Annotated in this window: 19 protein-coding genes and 1 riboswitch; of the genes, 12 read left to right on the top strand and 7 right to left on the bottom strand. The window is 62.4% G+C overall.

From position 1 onward, the window contains the following. The first annotated feature begins 121 nt into the window (after positions 1-121). The 4 genes from chvE to araD1 all read left to right on the top strand — a co-directional run bounded on the left by chvE (position 122) and on the right by araD1 (position 5,403). On the top strand, positions 122-1,192 hold the full coding sequence (gene chvE / locus AU465_RS17620) for a multiple monosaccharide ABC transporter substrate-binding protein (RefSeq protein WP_192250275.1): 1,071 nt from the start codon (positions 122-124) through the stop codon (positions 1,190-1,192). A gap of 189 nt (positions 1,193-1,381) precedes the next feature. Next, positions 1,382-2,926: a multiple monosaccharide ABC transporter ATP-binding protein gene (mmsA, locus tag AU465_RS17615; protein WP_192250354.1), complete on the top strand. Its 1,545-nt coding sequence runs from the start codon at positions 1,382-1,384 to the stop codon at positions 2,924-2,926. Further along, positions 2,913-4,205 (top strand): multiple monosaccharide ABC transporter permease, encoded by a 1,293-nt coding sequence (gene mmsB, locus AU465_RS17610; RefSeq protein WP_192250272.1) that lies wholly within the window; start codon positions 2,913-2,915, stop codon positions 4,203-4,205. The genes mmsA and mmsB overlap by 14 nt, the downstream gene beginning before the upstream one ends. A 208-nt stretch (positions 4,206-4,413) precedes the next feature. Next, a complete protein-coding gene (araD1, locus tag AU465_RS17605; protein WP_192250269.1) occupies positions 4,414-5,403 on the top strand; it encodes an AraD1 family protein in 990 nt (329 codons plus the stop codon). A gap of 39 nt (positions 5,404-5,442) precedes the next feature. Here the strand turns inward: araD1 and AU465_RS17600 are convergent, their stop codons facing one another. Beyond that, on the bottom strand, positions 5,443-6,537 hold the full coding sequence (locus tag AU465_RS17600) for a 2'-deoxycytidine 5'-triphosphate deaminase (RefSeq protein WP_192250266.1): 1,095 nt from the start codon (positions 6,535-6,537) through the stop codon (positions 5,443-5,445). 210 nt (positions 6,538-6,747) lie between these two features. Beyond that, positions 6,748-6,825, top strand: a riboswitch (SAM riboswitch). Positions 6,826-6,881: 56 nt separating this feature from the next. Here AU465_RS17600 and AU465_RS17595 point away from each other — a divergent pair. The 6 genes from AU465_RS17595 to AU465_RS17570 all read left to right on the top strand — a co-directional run bounded on the left by AU465_RS17595 (position 6,882) and on the right by AU465_RS17570 (position 14,218). Further along, a complete protein-coding gene (locus tag AU465_RS17595; protein WP_192250263.1) occupies positions 6,882-8,069 on the top strand; it encodes an O-succinylhomoserine sulfhydrylase in 1,188 nt (395 codons plus the stop codon). Between the two features lie 186 nt (positions 8,070-8,255). Continuing rightward, the gene (gene arfA, locus AU465_RS17590) at positions 8,256-9,764 is read left to right on the top strand and encodes an arabinosylfuranosidase ArfA (protein ID WP_192250260.1); all 1,509 of its coding nucleotides are present in this window, start codon (positions 8,256-8,258) and stop codon (positions 9,762-9,764) included. A 315-nt stretch (positions 9,765-10,079) separates the two neighbouring features. Further along, complete coding sequence (locus AU465_RS17585; protein ID WP_192250257.1) at positions 10,080-11,363, top strand: ABC transporter substrate-binding protein; 1,284 nt, start codon at positions 10,080-10,082, stop codon at positions 11,361-11,363. An 81-nt stretch (positions 11,364-11,444) separates the two neighbouring features. Beyond that, positions 11,445-12,326, top strand: a complete 882-nt coding sequence (locus AU465_RS17580) for a carbohydrate ABC transporter permease (RefSeq protein WP_192250254.1) — start codon at positions 11,445-11,447, stop codon at positions 12,324-12,326. Next, a complete protein-coding gene (locus AU465_RS17575) occupies positions 12,326-13,216 on the top strand; it encodes a carbohydrate ABC transporter permease (protein WP_192250250.1) in 891 nt (296 codons plus the stop codon). Before AU465_RS17580 ends, AU465_RS17575 begins: the two co-directional genes overlap by 1 nt. A 69-nt stretch (positions 13,217-13,285) precedes the next feature. Then, positions 13,286-14,218 carry an ArsR/SmtB family transcription factor gene (locus AU465_RS17570; RefSeq protein ID WP_192250247.1) on the top strand — a complete coding sequence of 311 codons (933 nt, stop codon included), beginning with the start codon at positions 13,286-13,288 and terminating at the stop codon, positions 14,216-14,218. A 34-nt stretch (positions 14,219-14,252) separates the two neighbouring features. On the opposite strand, the gene AU465_RS17565 is transcribed toward AU465_RS17570, so the two are convergent. Next, positions 14,253-15,398: a ceramide glucosyltransferase gene (locus AU465_RS17565; RefSeq protein ID WP_192250244.1), complete on the bottom strand. Its 1,146-nt coding sequence runs from the start codon at positions 15,396-15,398 to the stop codon at positions 14,253-14,255. A gap of 225 nt (positions 15,399-15,623) precedes the next feature. On the opposite strand from AU465_RS17565, the gene apaG reads away from it, so the two are divergent. Next, positions 15,624-16,016: a Co2+/Mg2+ efflux facilitator ApaG/CorD gene (apaG, locus tag AU465_RS17560; protein WP_124996092.1), complete on the top strand. Its 393-nt coding sequence runs from the start codon at positions 15,624-15,626 to the stop codon at positions 16,014-16,016. A gap of 221 nt (positions 16,017-16,237) precedes the next feature. Here the strand turns inward: apaG and AU465_RS17555 are convergent, their stop codons facing one another. The 3 genes from AU465_RS17555 to AU465_RS17545 all read right to left on the bottom strand — a co-directional run bounded on the left by AU465_RS17555 (position 16,238) and on the right by AU465_RS17545 (position 19,492). Next, positions 16,238-17,272: an Hsp33 family molecular chaperone gene (locus AU465_RS17555; protein ID WP_192250241.1), complete on the bottom strand. Its 1,035-nt coding sequence runs from the start codon at positions 17,270-17,272 to the stop codon at positions 16,238-16,240. A 93-nt stretch (positions 17,273-17,365) separates the two neighbouring features. Beyond that, on the bottom strand, positions 17,366-18,277 hold the full coding sequence (gene argF, locus AU465_RS17550) for an ornithine carbamoyltransferase (protein WP_192250238.1): 912 nt from the start codon (positions 18,275-18,277) through the stop codon (positions 17,366-17,368). A gap of 15 nt (positions 18,278-18,292) precedes the next feature. Then, complete coding sequence (locus AU465_RS17545) at positions 18,293-19,492, bottom strand: aspartate aminotransferase family protein (RefSeq protein WP_192250235.1); 1,200 nt, start codon at positions 19,490-19,492, stop codon at positions 18,293-18,295. A 356-nt stretch (positions 19,493-19,848) separates the two neighbouring features. Between AU465_RS17545 and AU465_RS17540 the strand changes: the two genes are divergently transcribed. Then, positions 19,849-20,367 carry a GcrA family cell cycle regulator gene (locus AU465_RS17540; RefSeq protein ID WP_192250232.1) on the top strand — a complete coding sequence of 173 codons (519 nt, stop codon included), beginning with the start codon at positions 19,849-19,851 and terminating at the stop codon, positions 20,365-20,367. Here AU465_RS17540 and AU465_RS17535 read toward each other — a convergent pair. Both AU465_RS17535 and AU465_RS17530 read right to left on the bottom strand, forming a co-directional pair. Further along, positions 20,316-21,050: a hypothetical protein gene (locus AU465_RS17535; protein ID WP_192250229.1), complete on the bottom strand. Its 735-nt coding sequence runs from the start codon at positions 21,048-21,050 to the stop codon at positions 20,316-20,318. The genes AU465_RS17540 and AU465_RS17535 overlap by 52 nt on opposite strands. 12 nt (positions 21,051-21,062) lie before the next feature. Further along, positions 21,063-22,073: a magnesium and cobalt transport protein CorA gene (locus tag AU465_RS17530; RefSeq protein WP_192250226.1), complete on the bottom strand. Its 1,011-nt coding sequence runs from the start codon at positions 22,071-22,073 to the stop codon at positions 21,063-21,065. Positions 22,074-22,110 lie beyond the last annotated feature (37 nt).

Below are 22,110 nucleotides of genomic sequence, written 5' to 3'. Positions count from 1 at the left end.
CGGGGCCGATTGGGAGGATACCGGAGATCGATAAAGCCGACAGAGGCGCGATTGCGCTTCTGCTCGACTGCGCGGCCCGCGAAGCCCCGAGGTGTCGCGTCCATCAACCAGGGAGAGTAATGTGAAAATCATCAAGACGCTGGCCGCTGTCGCGGCCCTTGGCATTGCCGCCACGACCTATTCGGCGCACGCAGCCGACAAGGGTCTCGTCGGCGTGCTGATGCCGACCAAGACCTCGCAGCGCTGGATCAACGACGGCGACGCCGTCAAGTCCCAGCTCGAAGCGCTCGGCTACACGGTCGACCTGCAATATGCGCAGGACGATATCCCGAACCAGCTCAGCCAGCTGGAAAACGAAATCACCAAGGGCCCGAAGGCGCTGATCATCGCCTCGATCGACGGCACCACCATGGCCGATGCGCTGCAGAAGGCCAACGATGCCGGCGTCGTCACCGTCGCCTATGACCGCCTGATCAAGAAGACCCCGAACGTTGACTACTACACCACCTTCGATAATTTCGGCGTCGGCGTCATCCAGGCGAATTCCCTGGTCAAGGGCCTCAAGGAGCGCTTCGCGAACACCAAGCCGTGGAACGTCGAATTGTTCGGCGGCTCGCCGGACGATAACAACGCCTTCTTCTTCTACAACGGCGCGATGTCGGTCCTGCAGCCGCTGATCGACGACGGCTCGATCAAGATCAAGTCCGGCCAGATGGGCATGGACAAGGTCGGCACGCTGCGCTGGCTGGCCGCCACCGCCCAGGCGCGCATGGACAACCTGCTCTCGGCCAACTATTCGGACGGCAGCCGCGTCGATGGCGTTCTGTCGCCCTATGACGGCCTGTCGCGCGGCATCACCGCCTCACTGCGCGCCGTCGGTTACGGCACGGACGCTCAGCCCTGGCCGATCGTGACCGGCCAGGACGCCGAGACCGCCTCGGTCAAGCTGATCATCTCGGGCGAGCAGTATTCGACCGTGTTCAAGGACACTCGCGAATTGGCCAAGGCCACCGTGCAGCTGGTCGACAAGGTGCTCTCCGGCGGCAAGCCCGACGGCCTCGACGACAAGACCTACAACAACGACGTCAAGGTCGTTCCCTCGATCCTCTTGACGCCGCATGAGGTCGACAAGTCGAACTACCAGGCGCAGGTCGTCGACTCCGGCTACATCAAGGCCGACGAGCTGAAGTAATCTTGCCTCAAAGGAAGGGGTCCTGCGCGACGCAGGGCCCCTTTTCGTTCAGAAGCGAGCCCGGTATTGTTTTTGCCGGCCTCTGCAGCGCCCATGCGCCGACGCTGCGCGGGCAAGACTGCAGTATGTTGATTTCGCGCATGACACTTTCCGGAAATGGAAGGCATGCGCCAGGGAGCGGAATTCCTGATGACCTCGACGATTTTGGAGATGCGCGACATCACCAAGACGTTTCCCGGCGTCAAGGCGCTGTCGAACGTCAACCTCAGCGTCGAGGAAGGCGAAATCCACGCCGTCGTCGGCGAGAACGGCGCCGGCAAATCGACGCTCATGAAGGTGCTGTCGGGCGTCTATCCGTCCGGCACCTATGAAGGCGAAATCGTCTTTCGCGGCCAGGAATGCCACTTCAAGGGCATCCACGACAGCGAGCATATCGGCATCGTCATCATTCACCAGGAACTTGCCCTGGTGCCGATGCTGTCGATCGCGGAAAACATCTTCCTCGGCAACGAGCACGCTGCCTACGGCGTCATCGACTGGAACGCCAACGAGAAGCGCACCAAGGCGCTGCTCGACAAAGTCGGCTTGAAGGAAGACCCCAAGACGCTGATCACCAATATCGGCGTCGGCAAGCAGCAGCTGGTCGAGATCGCCAAGGCGCTGAGCAAGGAAGTCAAGCTCCTAATCCTCGACGAGCCGACCGCCTCGCTCAGCGAAAAGGACAGCCAGGCGCTGCTCGATCTCCTGCTCGAGTTCAAGCGCCAGGGCATGACCTCGATCCTGATCTCGCACAAGCTCAACGAGGTGAACCGCGTTGCCGACAAGGTGACGGTGATCCGCGACGGGCGCACCATCGAGACCCTGCCCAGGAAGGACATCAGCGAGGACCGCATCATCACCTCGATGGTCGGCCGCTCGCTCGACGACCGCTATCCGCCGCGCGAGCCGCGGATCGGCGACGTCATCTTCGAGGTCAAGGATTGGTCGGTGTACCATCCGATCCATGCCGAGCGGCAGGTCATCAAGAACATCAGCCTCAATGTGCGCAAGGGCGAGGTGGTCGGCATCGCCGGGCTGATGGGCGCCGGCCGCACCGAATTCGCGATGAGCCTGTTCGGCCGCTCCTACGGCCGGCACATCACCGGCGAGGTTTTGCTCCGCGGCAAGCCGATCGACCTCTCATCGGTAAGCAAGGCGGTGGCGAGCGGCATTGCCTATGTCACCGAGGACCGCAAGACCTACGGCCTCAACCTCATCGACCACATCAAGCACAATGTGACGCTGGCCAATCTGGGAGGCGTCTCCAGCCGCGGCGTCATCGACGACATGCGCGAGATGAGCGTCGCCAACGACTATCGCAAGAAGACCAACATCCGCGCCTCCAGCGTCTATCAGCTGACCGGCAATCTTTCGGGCGGCAACCAGCAGAAGGTGGTGCTGTCGAAATGGCTGTTCGCCGATCCGGAAGTCTTGATCCTCGACGAACCGACGCGCGGCATTGACGTCGGCGCCAAGTACGAAATCTATACGATCATCGCCCGCCTCGCCGCCGAGGGTAAGGCGATCATCGTCATCTCGTCGGAAATGCCGGAGCTGCTCGGCATCACCGACCGTATCTATGTCATGAACGAAGGGCGTATCGTCGGCGAAATGGCGGCAAGCGACGCCAGCCAGGAAAAAATCATGCGCGCCATCGTTCGGGGAGAAGGAAAAAAGCATCATGAGCACAGATAGCGCTCCCGCGCCGCAGAGCGGCATCGCCGAGGACGTCAAGCAGGGTCCGCGCGTCGCCGTCTCGGCCTTGACGACCAACCTGCGCGAATACGGTCTGATCATCGCGCTGATCGTCATCATGCTGTTCTTCCAGTACACCACGTCGGGAACGTTGTTCAAACCGGTCAACCTCAGCAACCTGGTGCAGCAGAACTCGTTCATCATCGTGATGGCGCTTGGCATGCTGCTGGTGATCGTTGCAGGCTACATCGATCTCAGCGTGGGGTCCGTCGCCGGCTTCATCGGCGCTCTTGCCGCGATGATGATGGTCATCTGGCCGCTCGGGATATTCAGCAATCCGCTGGTCGTCTCCATCGTCTGCCTGATCGTCGGCGCGCTCATCGGCGCGGCGCAAGGCTACTGGATCGCCTATCACCGGATACCGAGCTTCATCGTGACGCTGGCGGGCATGCTGATCTTCCGCGGCATCTGCCAGGCGCTGCTTGGCGGCGGCTCCTCGGTGGGTCCGCTTCCCGACAGCTTCAAGGCGTTGAGCTCCGGCTTCATCCCGGACGTCATCGGCCCGCTGACGCTGATCCCGCCGACGGTGAATGCCGCCGGCAAGACCATCGTCGGCAGCGGCCTCACGCTGCACATGACGACGGTGGTGCTGGGCGTGGTGGCGGTGCTCGCCTATGCCTATTTCGGCCTGAGGGCACGCCGCAAGCGCGAGCGCCATGGCTATGAGGCCGAGCCTTTCCCCCTGTTCGTCATCAAGACGCTGGTCGGCAGCGCGCTGGCCCTGTTCCTAGTGTTCCAGTTCGCCAGCTACCGCGGCCTGCCGGTGGTGCTTCTGGTGATGGGCGTGCTGATCTCGCTGTTCGTCTTCGTCACCAAGCGCATGACCATCGGCCGCCGTATCTATGCGATGGGCGGCAACGCCAAGGCGGCGCAGCTGTCGGGCATCAACACCGAAAGGCTGACGCTGCTCGTCTTCATCAACATGGGCGTGCTGTCGGCGCTCGGCGGCCTGATCATCGCGGCCCGCCTCGGCCAGGCGGTGCCGGCGGCCGGTCTCGGCAGCGAGCTCGACGTGATCGCCGCCGTCTTCATCGGCGGCGCTTCGGCGATGGGCGGCGTCGGGCAGGTCATCGGCGCCGTGGTCGGCGGCTTCATCATGGGCGTCATGAACAACGGCATGTCGATCATGGGCGTCAATGTCGACTGGCAGCAGGTGGTCAAGGGCCTGGTGCTGCTCGGTGCCGTGATCTTCGACGTCTACAACAAGAACAAGGCTTAACGGCCGGAGGCAAGGACTAAGGAGGCATACGGGTTCTAGATCGCGGAGCTGCCGGCAACCCGTTGGCGCGAAGAAGTCCCGGAAGGACCAGGCTCGCGAGCGCAATCCGGAGCAAGAGTTTCAACCGTGGCACGGATCGGTTCCGGGCCGCGCCGGTCAGGGTTTGCCATCGGCAGCCGGGCCAAGGCAAAAGAGAGAGGGTTTCATCATGCTGATTTCCCAGATCCTCGACGACGCCGAGACGATCCGCGTCGTTGCCCGCAGCGGCGGCAAGACCCGGATCATCAACGGCGCGCGCAGCGTCTATTCGCTGGCGATGGAGGCGGCCCGCACCGGCACCGGCCTCGAAGCCCTGATCGAGCGCAAGGGCTATGGCGAGACGGTCGATCTCGATGCCGCCTACAAGAAGGGGCGGCTGGTGTCGCCGATCAACCATCCGGACCCGGCGCATCTGCACCTTACCGGCACGGGATTGACGCATCTCGGCTCTGCGGCGACGCGCGATTCCATGCACAAGAAGCTCAGCGACGGCGAAGAGCAGCTCACCGATTCCATGAAGATGTTCCGCATGGGGCTGGAAGGCGGCAAGCCGGCGAAGGGCCAGATCGGCGTGCAGCCGGAATGGTTCTACAAGGGCAACGGCACCATGGCGGTGGCGCCGGGTGCAGCACTTATGTCGCCAGCCTTCGCGCAGGACGCCGGCGAGGAGCCGGAGATCGCCGGCATCTATGTCATCGGCGACGACGGCGCGCCGTTCCGTGTCGGCTTTACGCTGTCCAACGAATTCTCCGACCACGTGACCGAACGGGTGAACTATCTGTTCCTCGCCCACTCCAAGCTGCGCAACGCCTCGTTCGGGCCGGAGATCCTGATCGGCGACCTGCCCGCCGACATCAGGGGCTCATCGCGGATTTATCGCGACGGCAAGGTGCTTTGGGAAAAGCCGTTCCTGTCGGGCGAAGCGAACATGTCGCACACCATTGCCAATCTCGAGCATCACCATTTCAAATATTCGGCGTTCCGCCAGCCCGGCGACGTGCATGTGCACATGTTCGGCACCGCCACACTCTCCTTCGCCGACGGCGTCAGGACCGAAGAAGGCGATACCTTCGAGATCGAGGCGAAGGATTTCGGCCTGCCGCTGCGCAACCCGCTGGAGATCGAAAAGCCGGTGAAGGTGGCGGTGAAGGCGCTGTGAGGGGGTGATCTCCCCCGGGGGAGATCGGCAGCTTCGACCTCAGCGCGCGGCGCGGAAATGCTTGGAGAGCTTCAGTCCCTGCGCCTGATAGTTGGAGCCGAGATCGCTGCCGTAGAGCGCCTGAGGGCGCTTGAGCATATGCTCGTAGACCAGGCGCCCGACGATCTGGCCGTGGTCGAGGATGAATGGCACCTCGTGGCTGCGCACCTCGAGCACCGCGCGGCTGCCGCTGCCGCCGGCGGCGGAGTGGCCGAAGCCTGGATCGAAGAAGCCGGCATAGTGGACGCGGAACTCGCCGACCAGCGGGTCGAAGGGCGTCATCTCGGCGGCATAGAGCGGCGGCACGTGCACGGCTTCGCGAGAGACCAGGATGTAGAACTCGTCCGGGTCGAGCACCAGTTCGCCGGCGCCGCTCTTGTAGAGCGGCTCCCAGAAGTCGACGACATCCTGCGCGGCGCGCTTGTCGACGTCGACGAGGCCGGTGTGGTGCTTGCCGCGATAGCCGACAAGACCGTCCTTGTCGCCGTCGAGATCGATGGAGAGCGCTATGCCGCCGCCGGAGATGTTGGGGGGCTCGGTGGCGACCAGCATCTCGGCGCGATGGAGGTCGCGCAATTCGCGCTCCGACAGCAGCGCGTTGCCGGTGCGGAAGCGTATCTGCGACAACCGCGAGCCGGCACGCACGATGATCGGGAAGGTGCGCGGGCTGACCTCGAGGTAGAGCGGGCCACGATAGCCGGCGGCGATCTTGTCGAACTCGTGGCCGCGGTCGGTCATGACACGCGTGAAGATGTCCAGCCGCCCGGTCGAACTCTTCGGGTTGGCCGAGGCCGAGACTTCCGCCGGCAGCGCCAGGCTTTCGAGCAGCGGCACGATGTAGACGCAGCCCGTCTCCAGCACCGCGCCTTCGGTAAGGCTGATCTCGTGCAGCTTCAGCCGTTCGAGCTTATCGGCCACAAGGTGATCGGGGCCGGGCAGGAAGGAGGCGCGCACGCGGAAGGCCGTGTCGCCCAGTCTCAGATCGAGGCTGGCCGGCTGGATCTGGTTGGTGTCGAGCGCGCGCGGCGATTTCAGCGCGCCCGCCTCGAACAGCGCCGCGATGTCCTGATCGGGAAGAATGCCTGTCTGCCGCAAGGTCTGGCTCCGCTAGAGCAATTCACCGTTTCACGGAAACGGCGAACCGCTCTACCTTTTTGTTTTGACGCAATTCCGGACGGAAAACCGTTTCACACTTTTCCTGGAATTGCTCTAAGGCCGGGCAAACGCATAGTCGCAGGCTCCTGCCTGGTACAAACCTCTTAATCAAGCCGGCAATTGACGCAAGCGCGGGCGAGGTCTAAAGGGTCGTTATCCCGTGGTGATTTGGCCGGTCGGCTTGCAGCCACGTTAAACAAGTCGCTAAAGGACCGCTGGCCGCAAGGCCGTATGGGACCGGTTGCGACATCGCGGCCGGTTTTTTTGTGTTTGGAAGTAGGGCGATGACCAAGACGCGCAACTGGAAGGCTCAGACGGCACTCGTGCATAGCGGAACACTGCGTTCCGGCTTCGGCGAGACCGCCGAGGCAATGTATCTCACCCAAGGCTATGTTTACGAAACGGCGCAAGCGGCGGAGGCCCGTTTCAAGGGCGAGGAGCCGGGCTTCATCTATTCGCGCTACGCCAACCCGACGGTCGACATGTTCGAGAAGCGCATGTGCGCGCTGGAAGGCGCGGAAGACGCCCGCGCCACCGCTTCCGGCATGGCCGCGGTCAGCGCCGCGCTGCTCTGCAGCGTCAAGGCCGGCGACCATATCGTCGCGGCGCGGGCGCTGTTCGGCTCCTGCCGCTGGGTGGTCGAGACGCTGGCGCCGCGCTACGGCATCGAGGCGACGCTGGTCGACGGCACCGACATCGCCAACTGGGAAAAAGCGGTCAGGCCGAACACCAAGCTGTTCTTCCTGGAAAGCCCGACCAACCCGACGCTGGAAGTGGTCGACATCGCCGCCGTCGCCGCGCTCGCCAACACGATCGGCGCGCGCGTGATCGTCGACAATGTGTTCGCCACGCCGCTGCAGCAGAAGCCCTTGCAGCTCGGCGCCCATATCGTGGTCTATTCGGCGACCAAGCATATCGACGGACAGGGCCGCTGCCTCGGCGGCGTCATCCTGTCGGACAAGAAGTGGATCGACGAGAACCTGCACGACTATTTCCGCCACACCGGCCCGAGCCTGTCGCCCTTCAACGCCTGGACGCTGCTCAAGGGCCTAGAGACGCTGCCGCTGCGCGTGCGCCAGCAGACCGAGAGCGCCGGCAAGATCGCGGACTTCCTGGCCGGACGCCCGGAGATCGCCCGCGTCATCTATCCGGGCCGTGCCGACCATCCGCAGGCGGATGTCGTCAGGAAGCAGATGTCGGGCGGCTCGACGCTGATCTGCCTCGACGTCAAGGGCGGCAAGCAGGCGGCCTTCGCCTTCCAGAACGCGCTCGACATCGTGCTGATCTCCAACAATCTAGGCGACGCCAAGAGCCTGATCACGCACCCGGCGACGACGACGCACAAGAACCTGAGCGACGAGGCGCGTGCCGAGCTCGGCATCGGGCCAGGCACGCTGCGTCTTTCTGTGGGGCTTGAGGACGCCGACGACCTGCTAGCCGACATCGAACAGGCGCTGAAGGCCGCCAGATAGCTGCGCTCAGACCGGCAACTTCTCCGGTTTGACGCGACAATGCTGCGGGCAGCGTTTCGACAGCCCTGACCGAACGCACCTCCAAGCGCCAAAGTCGCCTCAAGCTGCGGTTGACACTGTTCGCAGCCGATGTTCAAATGCCCTGGTACATATCAACTTAAATGATATAAAGGGTAGGCGACGGACATGAAGGCGCGTATAGCGGTCCACCGGGATTTCAAGATCGGGACCATCGACGATCGCATCTACAGCGCCTTTCTGGAGCATCTTGGACGCGCCATCTATGGCGGCATCTACGAGCCGGGCCACGAGACCGCCGACGAGGACGGGGTCCGTGGCGATGTGCTGGAACTGGTGCGTGGCCTGAACGCGCCGCTGGTTCGCTACCCCGGCGGTAATTTCGTTTCCAACTACGACTGGCTGGACGGGATCGGACCGAAGAATGAGCGGCCCGTACGGCTCGACTACGCCTGGAAGACGACCGAAACCAACGAGGTAGGGACGGATGAGTTCATTCGTTGGTGCCGCAAGGCCGGGACCGAGCCCATGCTTGCGGTCAATCTGGGCTCGAAAGGGTTCACCGAGGCGCTCGCCATGCTCGAATACTGCAACCATCCGGGTGGCAGCTACTGGAGCGACCTGCGCAGGAAGAATGGCTCAGCCGAACCACACAATGTTCGGGTCTGGTGCCTCGGCAACGAAATGGACGGGCCGTGGCAAATGAACCATCGCACGGCCCATGAATATGGTCGCGTGGCAAACGAGGTCGGTCGCGCCATGAAGGTCTTCGACCCGACCCTCGAGCTCGTCGCCTGCGGCTCCTCCAACCATAACATGCCCACCTACCCCGCCTGGGAAGCCGAGGTCCTCGATCTCGCCTACGAGAATGTAGACTACATCTCGCTGCATCAATACTGGGACAACTGGGACGATGACTACCTGAACTTCCTCGCCAAGTCCGTTACGGTCGACCGCTACATCCAGACAATCGGCGGCGTGATCGACTACGTGAAGGCGAAGAAGCGCTCCAAGCACAACGTCTACATCTCCTTCGACGAGTGGAACGTCTGGTATCACACCCGAAAGAAAGGTGTCAGCGACGGCGACGGGGTCAATTGGGCCAAGGCGCCCAGCTTATTGGAGGACGCCTACAATTTCGAGGACGTCCTGCTTGTCGGCTGCGCGCTCAACACATTCATCCGCCGGTCGGATCGTGTGAGGATCGCTTGCATCGCGCAGCTCGTGAACGTGATCGCGCCCATCATGACGCAAACCGGCGGGCCGGCCTGGAAGCAGACCATCTACTATCCCTACTACTACGCCTCCCTCTATGGCCGCGGCGACGCCTTGAACGTGGCCGTGGACGTGCCGACCTACGATGCCAAGGTGGCGGATGATGTTCCCTATCTCGACGTTGCCGCAGTGCGGAGCCGGGATGGCGGGACCGTGGCATTCTTCATGGTCAACCGCCACCCGGACGAGGCTTTGGCTATCGACATCGATATGGCCGGCTTCGCGCCGACGGGCATAGCCGAGCACGTGTTGATTGCCCATCCTGACCTCAAGGCCACGAACACGGCCGCCAAGCCGGACCACGTGTCTCCCCGCATCGGCGACGGGATTTCGATCGCTGACGGCAGAGTCAAGGGTAGTTTGCCGCCGAGATCCTATCACCTGGTGCGCGTGAGCGTCTGAGACCTTGGGTAGGAGAGCCCGCACGTATGTACCATAGAATATGATACATACCATAAGATTGGTTGACCGCCCTACAAGCCAAAGGTATCGTTGAGGTAAGGGAACTAGACAGAATCTCGATCCACGTTTGTTGTGCCATGCCGTGAAGGAGTAGCGGGCGTGAGGAGCGTCCGGACTCCGCCCTGCCGGTCTTGATGCAACAGCAGTGGGCACGGCACGCAGGATCGGTTGCTGCTGCCAAACAGTCTGGAGGAATTCGAGCGCTGCGGCGACTTCTCGAAGCAAGCGAAAAATAGCCGAAAAGGGAGGATCATGATGAGGAGAATACTGAAGAAGGCGCTGGCCACGGCGGCACTGATCGCATTCGCTGCCGGCGCGCAAGCGAAAGAGACGGTCGTCTGGTGGGATTTCCTGAGCGGCGGCGACGGCGTGCGCATGAAGTCGCTGATCGATCAGTTCAACAAGGAACACGCGGATTCGATCGAAATCCAGGCGACGACGCTTGAATGGGGCGTGCCGTTCTACACGAAGGTCCAGACCTCGGCCGCCGTCGGCGAAGGGCCGGATGTCATGACCTACCACCTGTCGCGTCTGCCGCTCGGCGTCGCTACGGGGACGCTGCGCGAAATCACGCCCGAGGAGTTGAAGGCCGCCGGCTTCTCAGCCGACAACTATGCGCCCGCCAACTGGAAAGCTGCCCAGGTGGACGGAAAGCAATACGCTGTTCCCTTCGATATCCATTCGGTCGTTCTCTACTATAACAAGGACAAGCTCGCTGCAGCCGGTCTCCTCGGCCAAGACGGCCTGCCGAAGGGCCTCGACGGCGTCGACAATTTCCACGCGGCTCTCGAGAAACTGAAGGCCGGCGGCTCGGAATATGGCGTCTCCATCCACAGCGCTGCCGGCGACTCGCAGTGGCGCATCTTCTACTCGCTGTTCAGTCAGCAGGGCGGCAAGTTCCTCTCCGACAATGGCAAGTTTCTGGAAGGTGACAATCTCGACAAGGCAGTCAAGGCCACGAGCGTCGTCGCCAAATGGGTCGCCGACGGGCTGGCGCCGAAGTCGACCGATTATCCGGCCTCGATCGCGCTCTTCACGTCGGGCAAGGCCGCCATGCACATCAACGGTGTCTGGGAAGTGCCCACCTTCACCGACCTGGGCAAGCAGAACAAGCTCGGCTTCGAGTGGGGGGCTATCCAGCTTCCGACTTTTTTCGACCAGCCGGCAACCTGGGCCGACTCGCACTCCTTCGCAATCCCGAACCGCAAGGGCAAGGAGATCTCGCCGGAGAAGCTGAAGGCAGTGCTGGAGGTCGTGAAATGGATGAACGAGCATTCGCTGTTTTGGGCAACCGCTGGGCACATCCCCGCCTTTTCACCGGTCACTTCGAGCGACGATTTCAAGAAGATGCAACCGAACGCCACCTATTCAACACTGGCGAAAACGGCGGTGTTCGATCCGAGCTCCAAGCTCGCCGGTGTGGCCTCGCCGGTCTATGATGCGGCAGGAAACTTCCTGATGCCAGCGATCAACGGCGAACTCGATCCGCAGGGGGCGATGGAGCAGATGCGCGACGATCTGGACGGTCAGACCGAGTAAACCTCCCGAGGAGCCCGCCGACGGCTGCGGCCGTCGGCGGGCCTTCGGAGACGGATTGGATCAAACAGGAGACCCGGTGCGATGCTAGCGAGCACGAGACGCGCCGAACGCCGCAGCGCTTTCATTCTGATTGCGCCCTTCCTGCTCATCTATTTGGTGCTCTTCATATATCCGACCCTGAAGATGCTCGAGCTCTCTTTCACGAACGCGCCGCTGATCGGCGAGGGCGATTGGATCTACTTCAAGAACTATGTTCGGCTCTTCGGCGACAGGCTGTTCAAGACTGCAGTCTGGAATACCGGCTATTTCGTCGTGCTCACCGTGGTGCCGAACGTGGCGACCGGCCTCCTCATCGCACTGATGGTGGACCGACTGAAGGGATGGACGCAAAGCGTCGTTCTTGCCGCCTTTTTCCTGCCCTACATCCTGCCGGTCTCAGTGGTCTTCCTGATGTGGCGCTGGATCCTCGACCTTCAGTTCGGGATTGCGCAGTACCCGATCGAGTTCTTCTACGGCGAGCGCGTGCCTGTCTTCCGCACGATACCGTGGTTCCTTCCCATGGTAGGGCTGATCACGATCTGGTGGACCAACGGCTTCAATGTCTTGCTCTTCATTGCGGGGTTGAGAAACATATCCCCGGAAATATATGACGCCGCGGCACTCGACGGCGCCAGTCGCTGGCAGCTGTTCTGGAAGATCACCTGGCCGCTGATCTGGCCAGTCACGGCGCTTGTGGCGACGATACAGCTCATCCTGCAGCTCAAGATATTCGATCAGGTCTACCTGTTTTCGGTCGGCGGCCGTTCCGAGCCGACAATGGTGTTGGTGCAGTACATCTACCAAGAGGCCTTCCAGCGTAATCGTGGCGGCTATGCCGCAACGGTTGCCACCGCGCTGTTCGTGCTGATCGCGGCGCTCTCGGTTCTGCAATACCAGGTGCTGCGCGCCAGGAGCGCCGAGTGATGAGCGTCGAAACCGGCCGCATCAAGCTGCCAACCGTCGGCGCCGAAGGCGCGTATCGCAAGCTGCGGGCCTTCGACATCGCGGGACTGTTTCTGACGCTGGCGACATTCGCATTCGCAATCATCTGGGCCTTTCCGCTCTACTGGGCCATGGTGACCACGCTCAAGCCGGAATACGAGGTCGTTCAACCCGGAGTCCGCTTGTGGCCCGAGACCTTCACGCTCGAGGCATACACCTACATTCTTCTGAACACGAAGATCGGACTTTGGTACCTGAATTCGCTGGTGACCTCCGCAGCGGTCACCATAATCGTCATCTTCACGGCGGCGACCTGCGGCTATGCGATATCGCAATTGCGCTTCCCGGGCCGCCGTTTGCTCTATCTGACGATCATGGCGAGCTTCATGGTGCCCATCCAGGCGCTGATAGTCACCCACTTCGTGCTGATGTCGAATTTCGGCACCCTCAACACCTGGCTCGGCATCATCCTTCCCCAACTCATCGTTCCGGTCGTCGTCATCGTCTACAAGCAGTTCTTCGATTCGATCCCGCGCGACTTCCGTGAGGCGGCGATCATGGACGGCGCCAACGATTTGCAGCTTCTGTTCAGGATTTACCTGCCTATGAACTGGGGGGTGACAACGGCGCTGGCCATAATCACCTTCATCGGCGCATGGAACGCTTTCCTCTGGCCGTTCCTGGCGCAGAGTTCCGAAGAGACGATGAACATCACGGTCGGCGTCACGCAGGTGCACTCCGCCTTCGGTGTCCAGTATGCGCGCGAGCTGGCGGGCGCCGTGCTGGCAGGACTTCCCGTTGCTCTGGCCTATCTGATTTTCCAGCGCCGCGTGACCCAGGCGATAACGCTCTCGGCCGGCATCAAAGGCTGACCATCAGTTTGACTATCAGCAATTATGATATACACACTGCCTCCTTTCCCGCTTAGGTCGCCGTCGTCCATGAAACCCAACTTCCTCACCATCGATCCGGAGGACGACATCGAGGTCTTGAAGGGACTGGCGTCAACGATCCGCGTACGCATCCTCAAGCTCCTGCGCAGCGAAGGCCCGCTCAACGTCAACGACATCACCCGTCGGCTGGAGCTGCCGCAATCGACGGTCGCCATCAACGTACAGACACTTGAGGAAACCGGCCTGATCGTGACCGAGGCCGTTAAGGCCAGGAAGGGCCATCAAAAGATCTGTTCGGCCCGCTTCGACGAGATCATCGTGCGGTTCGAGGCTGAAGAGGAACTTCAACGCGACGCGAACATCATCGAAGTCGCGATGCCGCTCGGCCTGTTCACCTCCGTCGAAGTCAGTCCGCCTTGCGGTCTCTGCTCAACGGATGGCGTGATCGGCCTCCTGGACGTCCCTGATTCCTTCCTCGATCCTGCGCGTGTCCAGGCGGCGCTCATCTGGTTCGGAATGGGCAGCGTCGAGTACAAATTTCCGAACAACGCCAAGTTGCTCAATGCCCGGATAGAGTCGATCGAGTTCTCGATGGAGCTCTCGTCGGAGGTGCCCGGCACCAATATGGACTGGCCTTCCGACCTCACGCTCTGGGTAAACGATGTGGCGGTCGGCACCTGGACGTCGCCGGGCGACTATGGCGACAAGCGCGGTGTCTATACGCCAAGCTGGTGGAAGCTGGCAGGCTCACAATATGGCAAGTTGAAGAGCTGGCGGATCGGCCAGTCGGGGTCTTTCATCGACGGCGTCAGAATCTCCGACGTCACCATGGACGACCTTGGCATCACCGAGCATCGCTCGATCCGGATGAGAATCGGCATCGACGCGAAGGCGAAGCATCCTGGGGGCGTCAACATATTTGGGCGCGGCTTTGGCAACTATGACCAGGATATAGTCATGCGCCTTGAGCTCGGTCGCTGACGGCGGACGGGGCGCTCGTGTCTCTTGGGCGTGCTCAGATACCCTCCTCCAGCTCGGTCATTGCCTTGGTGCGGATGGTCATGGCGTTGCCGCGCCATTCGACGGCGCCACCCAACCAGCCGCGCGCCCAGATGGCGGGGAGCATCGTGTCGCGCACGATCATCGCGGTCACGCTCCACGGCGACAGATACCAGCCCTTGGACCGGGCGAGCAGGCATTCCGGGACATAGGCGATCGCCAGCACGCAAAGCGCAGTCGTAGGCAGGCTGACGCCGGCGCCTGCCGCCGCGATCAGCGCGAAAATCAGCGGCATAACCACACCGGTCAGAATCTCGGGCGCGAAGAACAGCGGGAAGGTGACGCGGCGCAGCCGCGCCCAGCGCGCCTGGCGCGACCAGATTTCGGCGAGCGTGCGCTGGCCGAGCGGCTGCTCGAAGGGCGAGGCCACGAGATTGACCCGGAGGCCCAGGCTGTTGATCAGCTTGGTCGCCGCCGCATCCTCGGCGATCTCGGCGGCTAAAGCCTGGATGCCGCCTTGGGCGTCGAGCATCGGCTTGTTCCACAACATGCTCTTGCCCTGAGCGAAGCCAAGGCCGAGCGCCTCGCCGGTATATTGCCAGCGCGCCTGCAGCGTGTTGAGGAAGGCGCATTCGACTTCGGCCCAGAAACCGTCCGGCCGCGAGCCGATCGGTGTCGAGCAGACGAGGCCGGTATCCGGCCGCCAGGCCGCCATCAGATGCTGGACATAGTCGTTGGGCATCAGCACGTTGGAATCGGCGAGGATCACCCAATCGTGCCGGGCTGCCTGCCAACCCTTGACGCAGTTGTTCAGCTTGGGGTTGGCGCCGATCCTGTCATCGCCGACGAGCAGCCGCGCCGGAACCTTGGGAAAGCGCGCGATCGCGGCATTGATGAGCCTAACCACGGGGTCTTCGGCATGGGCGGCGCAGAAGATCAGCTCATAGCGCGGCCAGTCGAGCGAGAAGGCGCGGTTCAGCGTCTCCTCGGTGAACGGCTCCACGCCCCGCGACGGAACGACGATCGAGACCGGCGGCTGCTTGCCGGCGGGCGGAGGAATGACGCGATGCGCCTTCAGCCGCGACGAAGCGAGCAGGATGCCGGCGAGATTGGAAAGAAGAAGGGCTGACGAGGCAAAGGCGGCTGCGAGAGTCAGTTCCATCGAGATCTGGTCACTCCGGAAGGCCGCCGGCGGCCGTTTCATCAGTCGACAGAGCGCGCCCCGAGTCGCCCGGCACGGTTTTGCGCACACCAACATTGTCATGTGTCACTTAAATGACATTGTTTATCGGCACGTGCGCTTTGAGGTCGGCAGGATGGGCCGCGCTTGGCGTAACAACCACGAAGTCCGGCAAATCTTGCCTGCCGCAACAACCGGAGTGCCCCCATGTATCGCGCCGTCACGCGCAACATCGAAGTGCAGGTCAGGCCGTTCTATCTGGAGGATCGTTCCGATCCGTCCGAGAACCGGTATGTTTGGGGCTACCAGGTGACGATCGACAACCGGTCGGACGAGTTCGTGCAGCTTCTGTCGCGCTATTGGCACATCACCGACGGCCGCGGCCGCGTCGAGGAGGTGCGCGGCGCGGGCGTCGTCGGCGATCAGCCGGAACTCAATCCCGGCGACAGCTATCAGTACACGTCGGGATGCCCGCTATCGACGCCCTCCGGCATCATGGTCGGCCACTACACAATGCGCAACGGGCGCGGCGAGACGTTCGACGTCGCCATCCCCGCCTTCTCTCTCGACATGCCGGGTACACGGCGGACTGTGAATTAGCGTCTTTCTCCCGTCTCTATACGGCGAGAAATGCCCGGTCCACCCTCCGCAGCTGCTGCGGAGGACGGGCAGGGCAATGAGGGGCGGCGCCAAACTTCTGAGATTCTCCTTAAGGCAGACGACAGCGTTGGGGTGCCGGCGCAACCTCCACAAACGTTCGCGCCGCCCCTCATCCGCCCTTCGGGCACCTTCTCCCCCGTGAACGGGGAGAAGGAAGCTCTTCACTCGCTCGCCGAAAACTCAGCCGGATCGAAGTCGTACTGCGTCGAGCAGAACTCGCAGGCGACATGGATGCCGCCGCCCTCGGTGCTGTCCTTGATCTCCTCAGCCGAAAAACCTTCGAGGATGCCGCGGATCTTCTCGCGCGAGCAGGAGCACTGGTCGGCAACCGGCACGCTGCGGAAGACGCGCACGCCGTGCTCGTGGAACAACCGGTAGAGCAGTCGCTCGGCGCCCACCGTCGGATCAATGAGCTCGGTCGGCTCGATGGTTCCGAGCAGCGCCAGGAGTTCCCGCCAGGAATTGTCGGCCGGCTCGTGCGCCACGTCTCGCGGATCGCCGTCGCCACCCGAAATGTCGGGCACGCGCATGCGTTCGGGCGCCTGCGGCAGGAACTGCGCCAGGATGCCGCCGGCGCGCCATTGCTCGCGGGCGCCGCCCGGACCCGGCGTCACCAGCTTGGCGACCGACATCCTGAGATCGGTCGGGATCTGCTCCGACTGGCGGAAATAGGTGCGCGCGGCCTCTTCGAGCGAGGTGCCGTCGAGCTGGACGATGCCCTGATAACGCTGCGTGTGCGCGCCCTGATCGATGGTCAGCGCCAGCACGCCGGCGCCGAGCAGCTTCTGCTGCGAGGTCTCGCCCGAGGCAACCAGCGCTTGCAGCCGGTCGGCGTCGAAGCGCGCATAGGCGCGCAGCGCGTGCGGCGTGCTGAAGTCCGCCACCAGCATGTCGACCGGCCCGTCGGTGCGGGTCTGCAAGATGAACTTGCCCTCGAACTTCAGCGACGTGCCGAGCAGCACGGTAAGCACGCAGGCTTCCGCCAGCAGCCGCGCTACCGGTTCGGGATAGTCGTGACGGCTGAGGACGGCGTCGAGCATCGGCCCGAGCTGCACGGTGCGGCCACGCACGTCGAGCGGCGCCACTTCGTAAGGCACGACATGGTCGTCGCCGGCGAAGCCGAATTCACCGAGTTTGGGTTGATGTTCAGCCAATGGACGGGTTTCCAACATGACAAAGCTCCGGGGCGCGTCCATCCCGCTTTCCAGGCGGTATGGGTCGAAGCGCGTTCGATTTCAGTGATGGCTCGCAAATAGGCATCACCTCACCCCGGATCAAGTCGGCCCCAATCAAGCGCCCAGGCACCAGGCCAGCACCGCCTTCTGGGCGTGCAGCCGGTTCTCGGCCTCGTCGAACACCACCGAATGCGGTCCGTCGATAACCTCGTCGGTAACCTCCTCGCCGCGATGCGCCGGCAGGCAGTGCATGAAGAGCGCGTCCGACTTCGCCCTGGCCATCAGCGCGGCATTGACCTGGTAGGGCAGGAAGACGTTGTGGCCGCGGGCGCGATGCTCCTGGCCCATCGACACCCAGCTGTCGGTGACGACGCAATCGGCCTGGTCGACGGCCTCCTCGGCCGAGCGGGCAAACCTGACCTTGCCGCCGTTGGCCTTCGACCAGTCGACATATTTCTCGAAAGGCTCGCTGCCCTCCGGCACCGCGACATTGAGATTGAAGCGGAACCGCGCCGAGGCTTCGAGCAACGAGTGCAGCACATTGTTGCCGTCGCCGGTCCAGGCGAAGGTCTTGCCGGCCACCGGACCGCGATGCTCCTCGTAGGTCATGATATCGGCCATCAGCTGGCAGGGATGGGTATCGTCGGTCAGCCCGTTGATCACCGGCACGGTGGCGTTCTGGGTCAGCTCCAGCAGCCGGTCATGCGAGGTGGTGCGGATCATGATGGCGTCGACATAGCGCGACAGCACCTTGGCGGTGTCGGCGATGGTCTCGGAGCGGCCGAGCTGCATCTCGGTGCCGGTCAGCATGATGGTCTCGCCGCCGAGCTGGCGCATGCCGACGTCGAAGGAAACGCGCGTGCGCGTCGACGGCTTGTCGAAGATCATCGCCAGCACCTTGCCTTCGAGCGGCTTCGAACGCTCGCCGGCCTTGAGCCTGGTCTTTCGCGCCACCGCATCGTCCAGCATCGAGCGCAGGTCGCCCGCGGAAACGGCGGACAGGTCGGTGAAGTGGCGAACGCTCATCGGCAAATTCCAGAATTACTTCGCGGCTTCGGCCGCAGTCGCATCGGTCAGGCCCTTGGCGCCGGCGCGGATGCGCTTCAGCGCCTCGCCGATCTCCTCGTCGGTGACGGTGAGCGGCGGCAGGAGGCGGATGACGTTGTCGCCGGCCGGCACGGCAAGCAGATGCTGGTCGCGCAGCGCCATGTTCACCTTGGTGTTGGGCATGGCGCATTTCAGCCCGAGCATCAGGCCGGTTCCCCGGATGCCCTCGATGATCTCGGGATATTCGTCGACGACCGCGGCAAGGCCCTGCTTGAGCAGCAGCGCCTTGCGCTGGACATCCTCGAGAAAGCCGTCGGCCAGCACGACGTCGAGCACGGCATTGCCCACCGCCATTGCCAGCGGATTGCCGCCGAAAGTGGTGCCGTGCACGCCGGCCGTCATGCCGGTCGCGGCCTCGTCGGTGGCGAGGCAGGCGCCCATCGGGAAGCCGCCGCCTATGCCCTTGGCGATCGCCATCAGGTCAGGCGTGACGCCCGCCCATTCATGCGCGAACAGCTTGCCGGTGCGACCGATGCCGCACTGGACCTCGTCGAAGATCAAAAGCAGGCCGTGCTGGTCGCAGAGCTGCCGCAGGCGCTTCAACGACTGCGTCGGCACCGGGCGGATGCCGCCCTCGCCCTGCACCGGCTCGATCAGGATCGCCGCGGTCTCCGGCGTGATTGCCTTCTCGGCGGCGTCGATGTCGTCGAATGCGACCTGGTCGAAGCCCTCGACCTTCGGACCGAAACCCTCGAGATATTTGTACTGCCCCCCGGCGGCGATCGTCGCCAGCGTGCGGCCGTGAAAGGCGCCCTCGAAGGTGATGATGCGGAAACGCTCCGGATGGCCCTTGACGAACTGGTAGCGCCGCGCCGTCTTGATGGCGCATTCCAGCGCCTCGGCGCCCGAATTGGTGAAGAACACCTTGTCCGCGAAGGTCGCATCGACCAGCCGCTCGCCCAGCCGGCGCTGCTCGGGGATCTCGTAGAGGTTGGAGACGTGCCAGAGCTTGGCGGCCTGCCCGGTGAGAGCGTCCACCAGATGCGGATGGCTGTGGCCCAGCGAGTTCACAGCGATGCCGCCGGCGAAATCGAGATATCGCTCGCCCTTGTCGGTGACCAGCCAGGTCCCCTCCCCATGATCGAAGGCCAGGGGTGCGCGAGCAAAGGTCTCGTAAAGCGCCGAACCGCTCATTATATGCGTCTCCGGAACCGGAAATCAAAAAAGCCGCCAATGCGGCGGCCTTTGCGGCTTATCATGTTTTTCGGCCATGAAGTCAACGAAAACGTCGTGCAGAAGCGCGCGGCAAGCCTCCAACGGCACACCGGCTCATCAGAGGCCAGGCAAGTTGGGGAAAACCGAAAAAACCGAATCGTGTTGCCCTGGGGACTCTTGTCACCGAGTCAGCGCATGAGGTAATTGTAGTCGAGAAATAACTAGATTTCGTGCGGCGGATCTAATCACCCGGTACATGTGGTGTTGTTTGCCCGGCGGGAGCCGGGGCGGGAAAGGATTCTGACTGCCGTACGCCTCAGCAGGAGCGCGGTCTCATGAACTGGACTGACGAGCGGGTCGAACTTCTCAGGAAATTGTGGTCGGAGGGTCTCAGCGCCAGCCAGATCGCCGCGCAGCTCGGCGGAGTGAGCCGCAATGCCGTCATCGGCAAGGTGCATCGCCTGAAACTCTCGGGCCGCGGCCGCGCGACCGCCGCGCCGGCTCGCCAGAAGAAGGCGACGCAGGGAGCCTCGATGCAGAAATCGGTGGCCCGCGCCGCAAGCGCTGCACGTCATGTGACGGCTTCCATCGGCGCGACCGCGCTGCAGGTGCAGTTCGACGCAGAGCCGGTGGCGCGCCACTACATCCGCCCGGTCGAGAACGTCGTGGTGCCGATCTCGCGGCACCTGCAGCTCGTCGAGCTGACCGAGCGCACCTGCAAGTGGCCGAACGGCGATCCGCTGTCGGAAGACTTCAGCTTCTGCGGCAACGACGCGGGCGAGACCGGGCCGTACTGCAAATATCACGCAAGGGTGGCGTTCCAGCCGGCGGCGGAAAGGCGGCGGAATCGGTGAATGGTGAATGGTGAATGGTGAATGGTGAATGGTGAATGGTGAATGGTGAATGGTGAATGGTGAATGGTGAATGGTGAATGGTGAATGGTGAATGGTGAATGGTGAATGGTGAATGGTGAATGGTGAATGGTGAATGGTGAATGGTGAATGGTGAATGGTGAATGGTGAATGGTGAATGGTGAATGGTGAATGGTGAATGGTGAATGGTGAATGGTGAATGGTGAATGGTGAATGGTGAATGGTGAATGGTGAATGGTGAATGGTGAATGGTGAATGGTGAATGGTGAATGGTGAATGGTGAATGGTGAATGGTGAATGGTGAATGGTGAATGGTGAATGGTGAATGGTGAATGGTGAATGGTGAATGGTGAATGGTGAATGGTGAATGGTGAATGGTGAATGGTGAATGGTGAATGGTGAATGGTGAATGGTGAATGGTGAATGGTGAATGGTGAATGGTGAATGGTGAATGGTGAATGGTGAATGGTGAATGGTGAATGGTGAATGGTGAATGGTGAATGGTGAATGGTGAATGGTGAATGGTGAATGGTGAATGGTGAATGGTGAATGGTGAATGGTGAATGGTGAATGGTGAATGGTGAATGGTGAATGGTGAATGGTGAATGGTGAATGGTCGTGCGCTGAATTTTCATGCGCGTGAAGCAGTTTCTTTCACTATTCACTATTCACTTCCTTCACAGCCATCCATTCTTCCTGAACCGCCAATACAGCACCGCGCAGATCAGCGCGATCGCCATCAGCACGGTCGGGTAGCCGTATTCCATTTTCAGTTCAGGCATGTCGGCGAAGTTCATGCCGTAGATGCCGGCGAAGGCCGTCGGCACCGCCAGGATAGCGGCCCATGAGGCGAGTTTCTTGGAGATCGCCGTTTCCTGGCTCTGTCCTACCAGAAGGCTGGCCTCGAAGGCGAAGGCCAGGACCTCGCGCAGGCTGTCGATCTTTTCCTGCACGGTGCGGATGTGATCGGTCACGTCGCGGAACAGCGGGTGCATGGCGCCATGGATCTGCGGCAGCTCGGCGCTGGTGAGCCGCCGGCAGACCTCGACCAGCGGCAGCGCCGCGTTGCGCAGGCGCAGGAGATCGCGGCGCAGCATGTAGAGCCGTTCGATGTCGGCGCCGGTCATCGGCTTCAGTAGCACCTTGTCCTCGATCTGCTCGACCTCGTCCTCGATCTGCTCGAGCACAGGCATGTAGTTGTCGACGATGAAGTCGAGAATGGCATAGAGGACGAAATCCTCACCCTTGGCGAGCGAAGACGGGCAGCTTTCCCAGTGCTGGCGCACCGCAGCGTAGGAGGTCGACGGGCCGTGCCTGACGCTGACGATATAGCCGGTGCCGACGAAGAGATGCGTCTCGCCGAAGGTGACACGGCCATCGATCAGTTGCGCCGTGCGGGCGACGATGAACAAGGCATCGCCATATTGCTCGATCTTCGGCCGCTGATGCGGATGTTCGGCATCCTCGATCGCCAGATCATGCAGGTGAAACTGCGCCTGCACCCTGAGCAGCAGGTTGCGGTCAGGCTCGAGCAGGCCGATCCAGACGACATGGCCGGACTTTGCCGCCCACACACCTGCCTCTTCGATCGTAATGTCGGCCACGCGCTTGCCGGCGGAATAGACGCTGGACGCAATGATGCCGGATGTCGGCTGCGGGGCCGGGGTCAGGTTTCGAACTTGTTCCATCGCAAACCTCCCGAGACAGTGACTGACAAAATCGCTG

The sequence above is a fragment of the Mesorhizobium silamurunense genome (assembly GCF_014843905.1).
In the GTDB taxonomy this organism is placed as follows: Bacteria; Pseudomonadota; Alphaproteobacteria; order Rhizobiales; family Rhizobiaceae; genus Mesorhizobium; species Mesorhizobium silamurunense.
The sequence above is the reverse complement of the archived record's forward strand: the minus strand, read 5'-3'. Positions and strand labels throughout refer to the sequence as shown.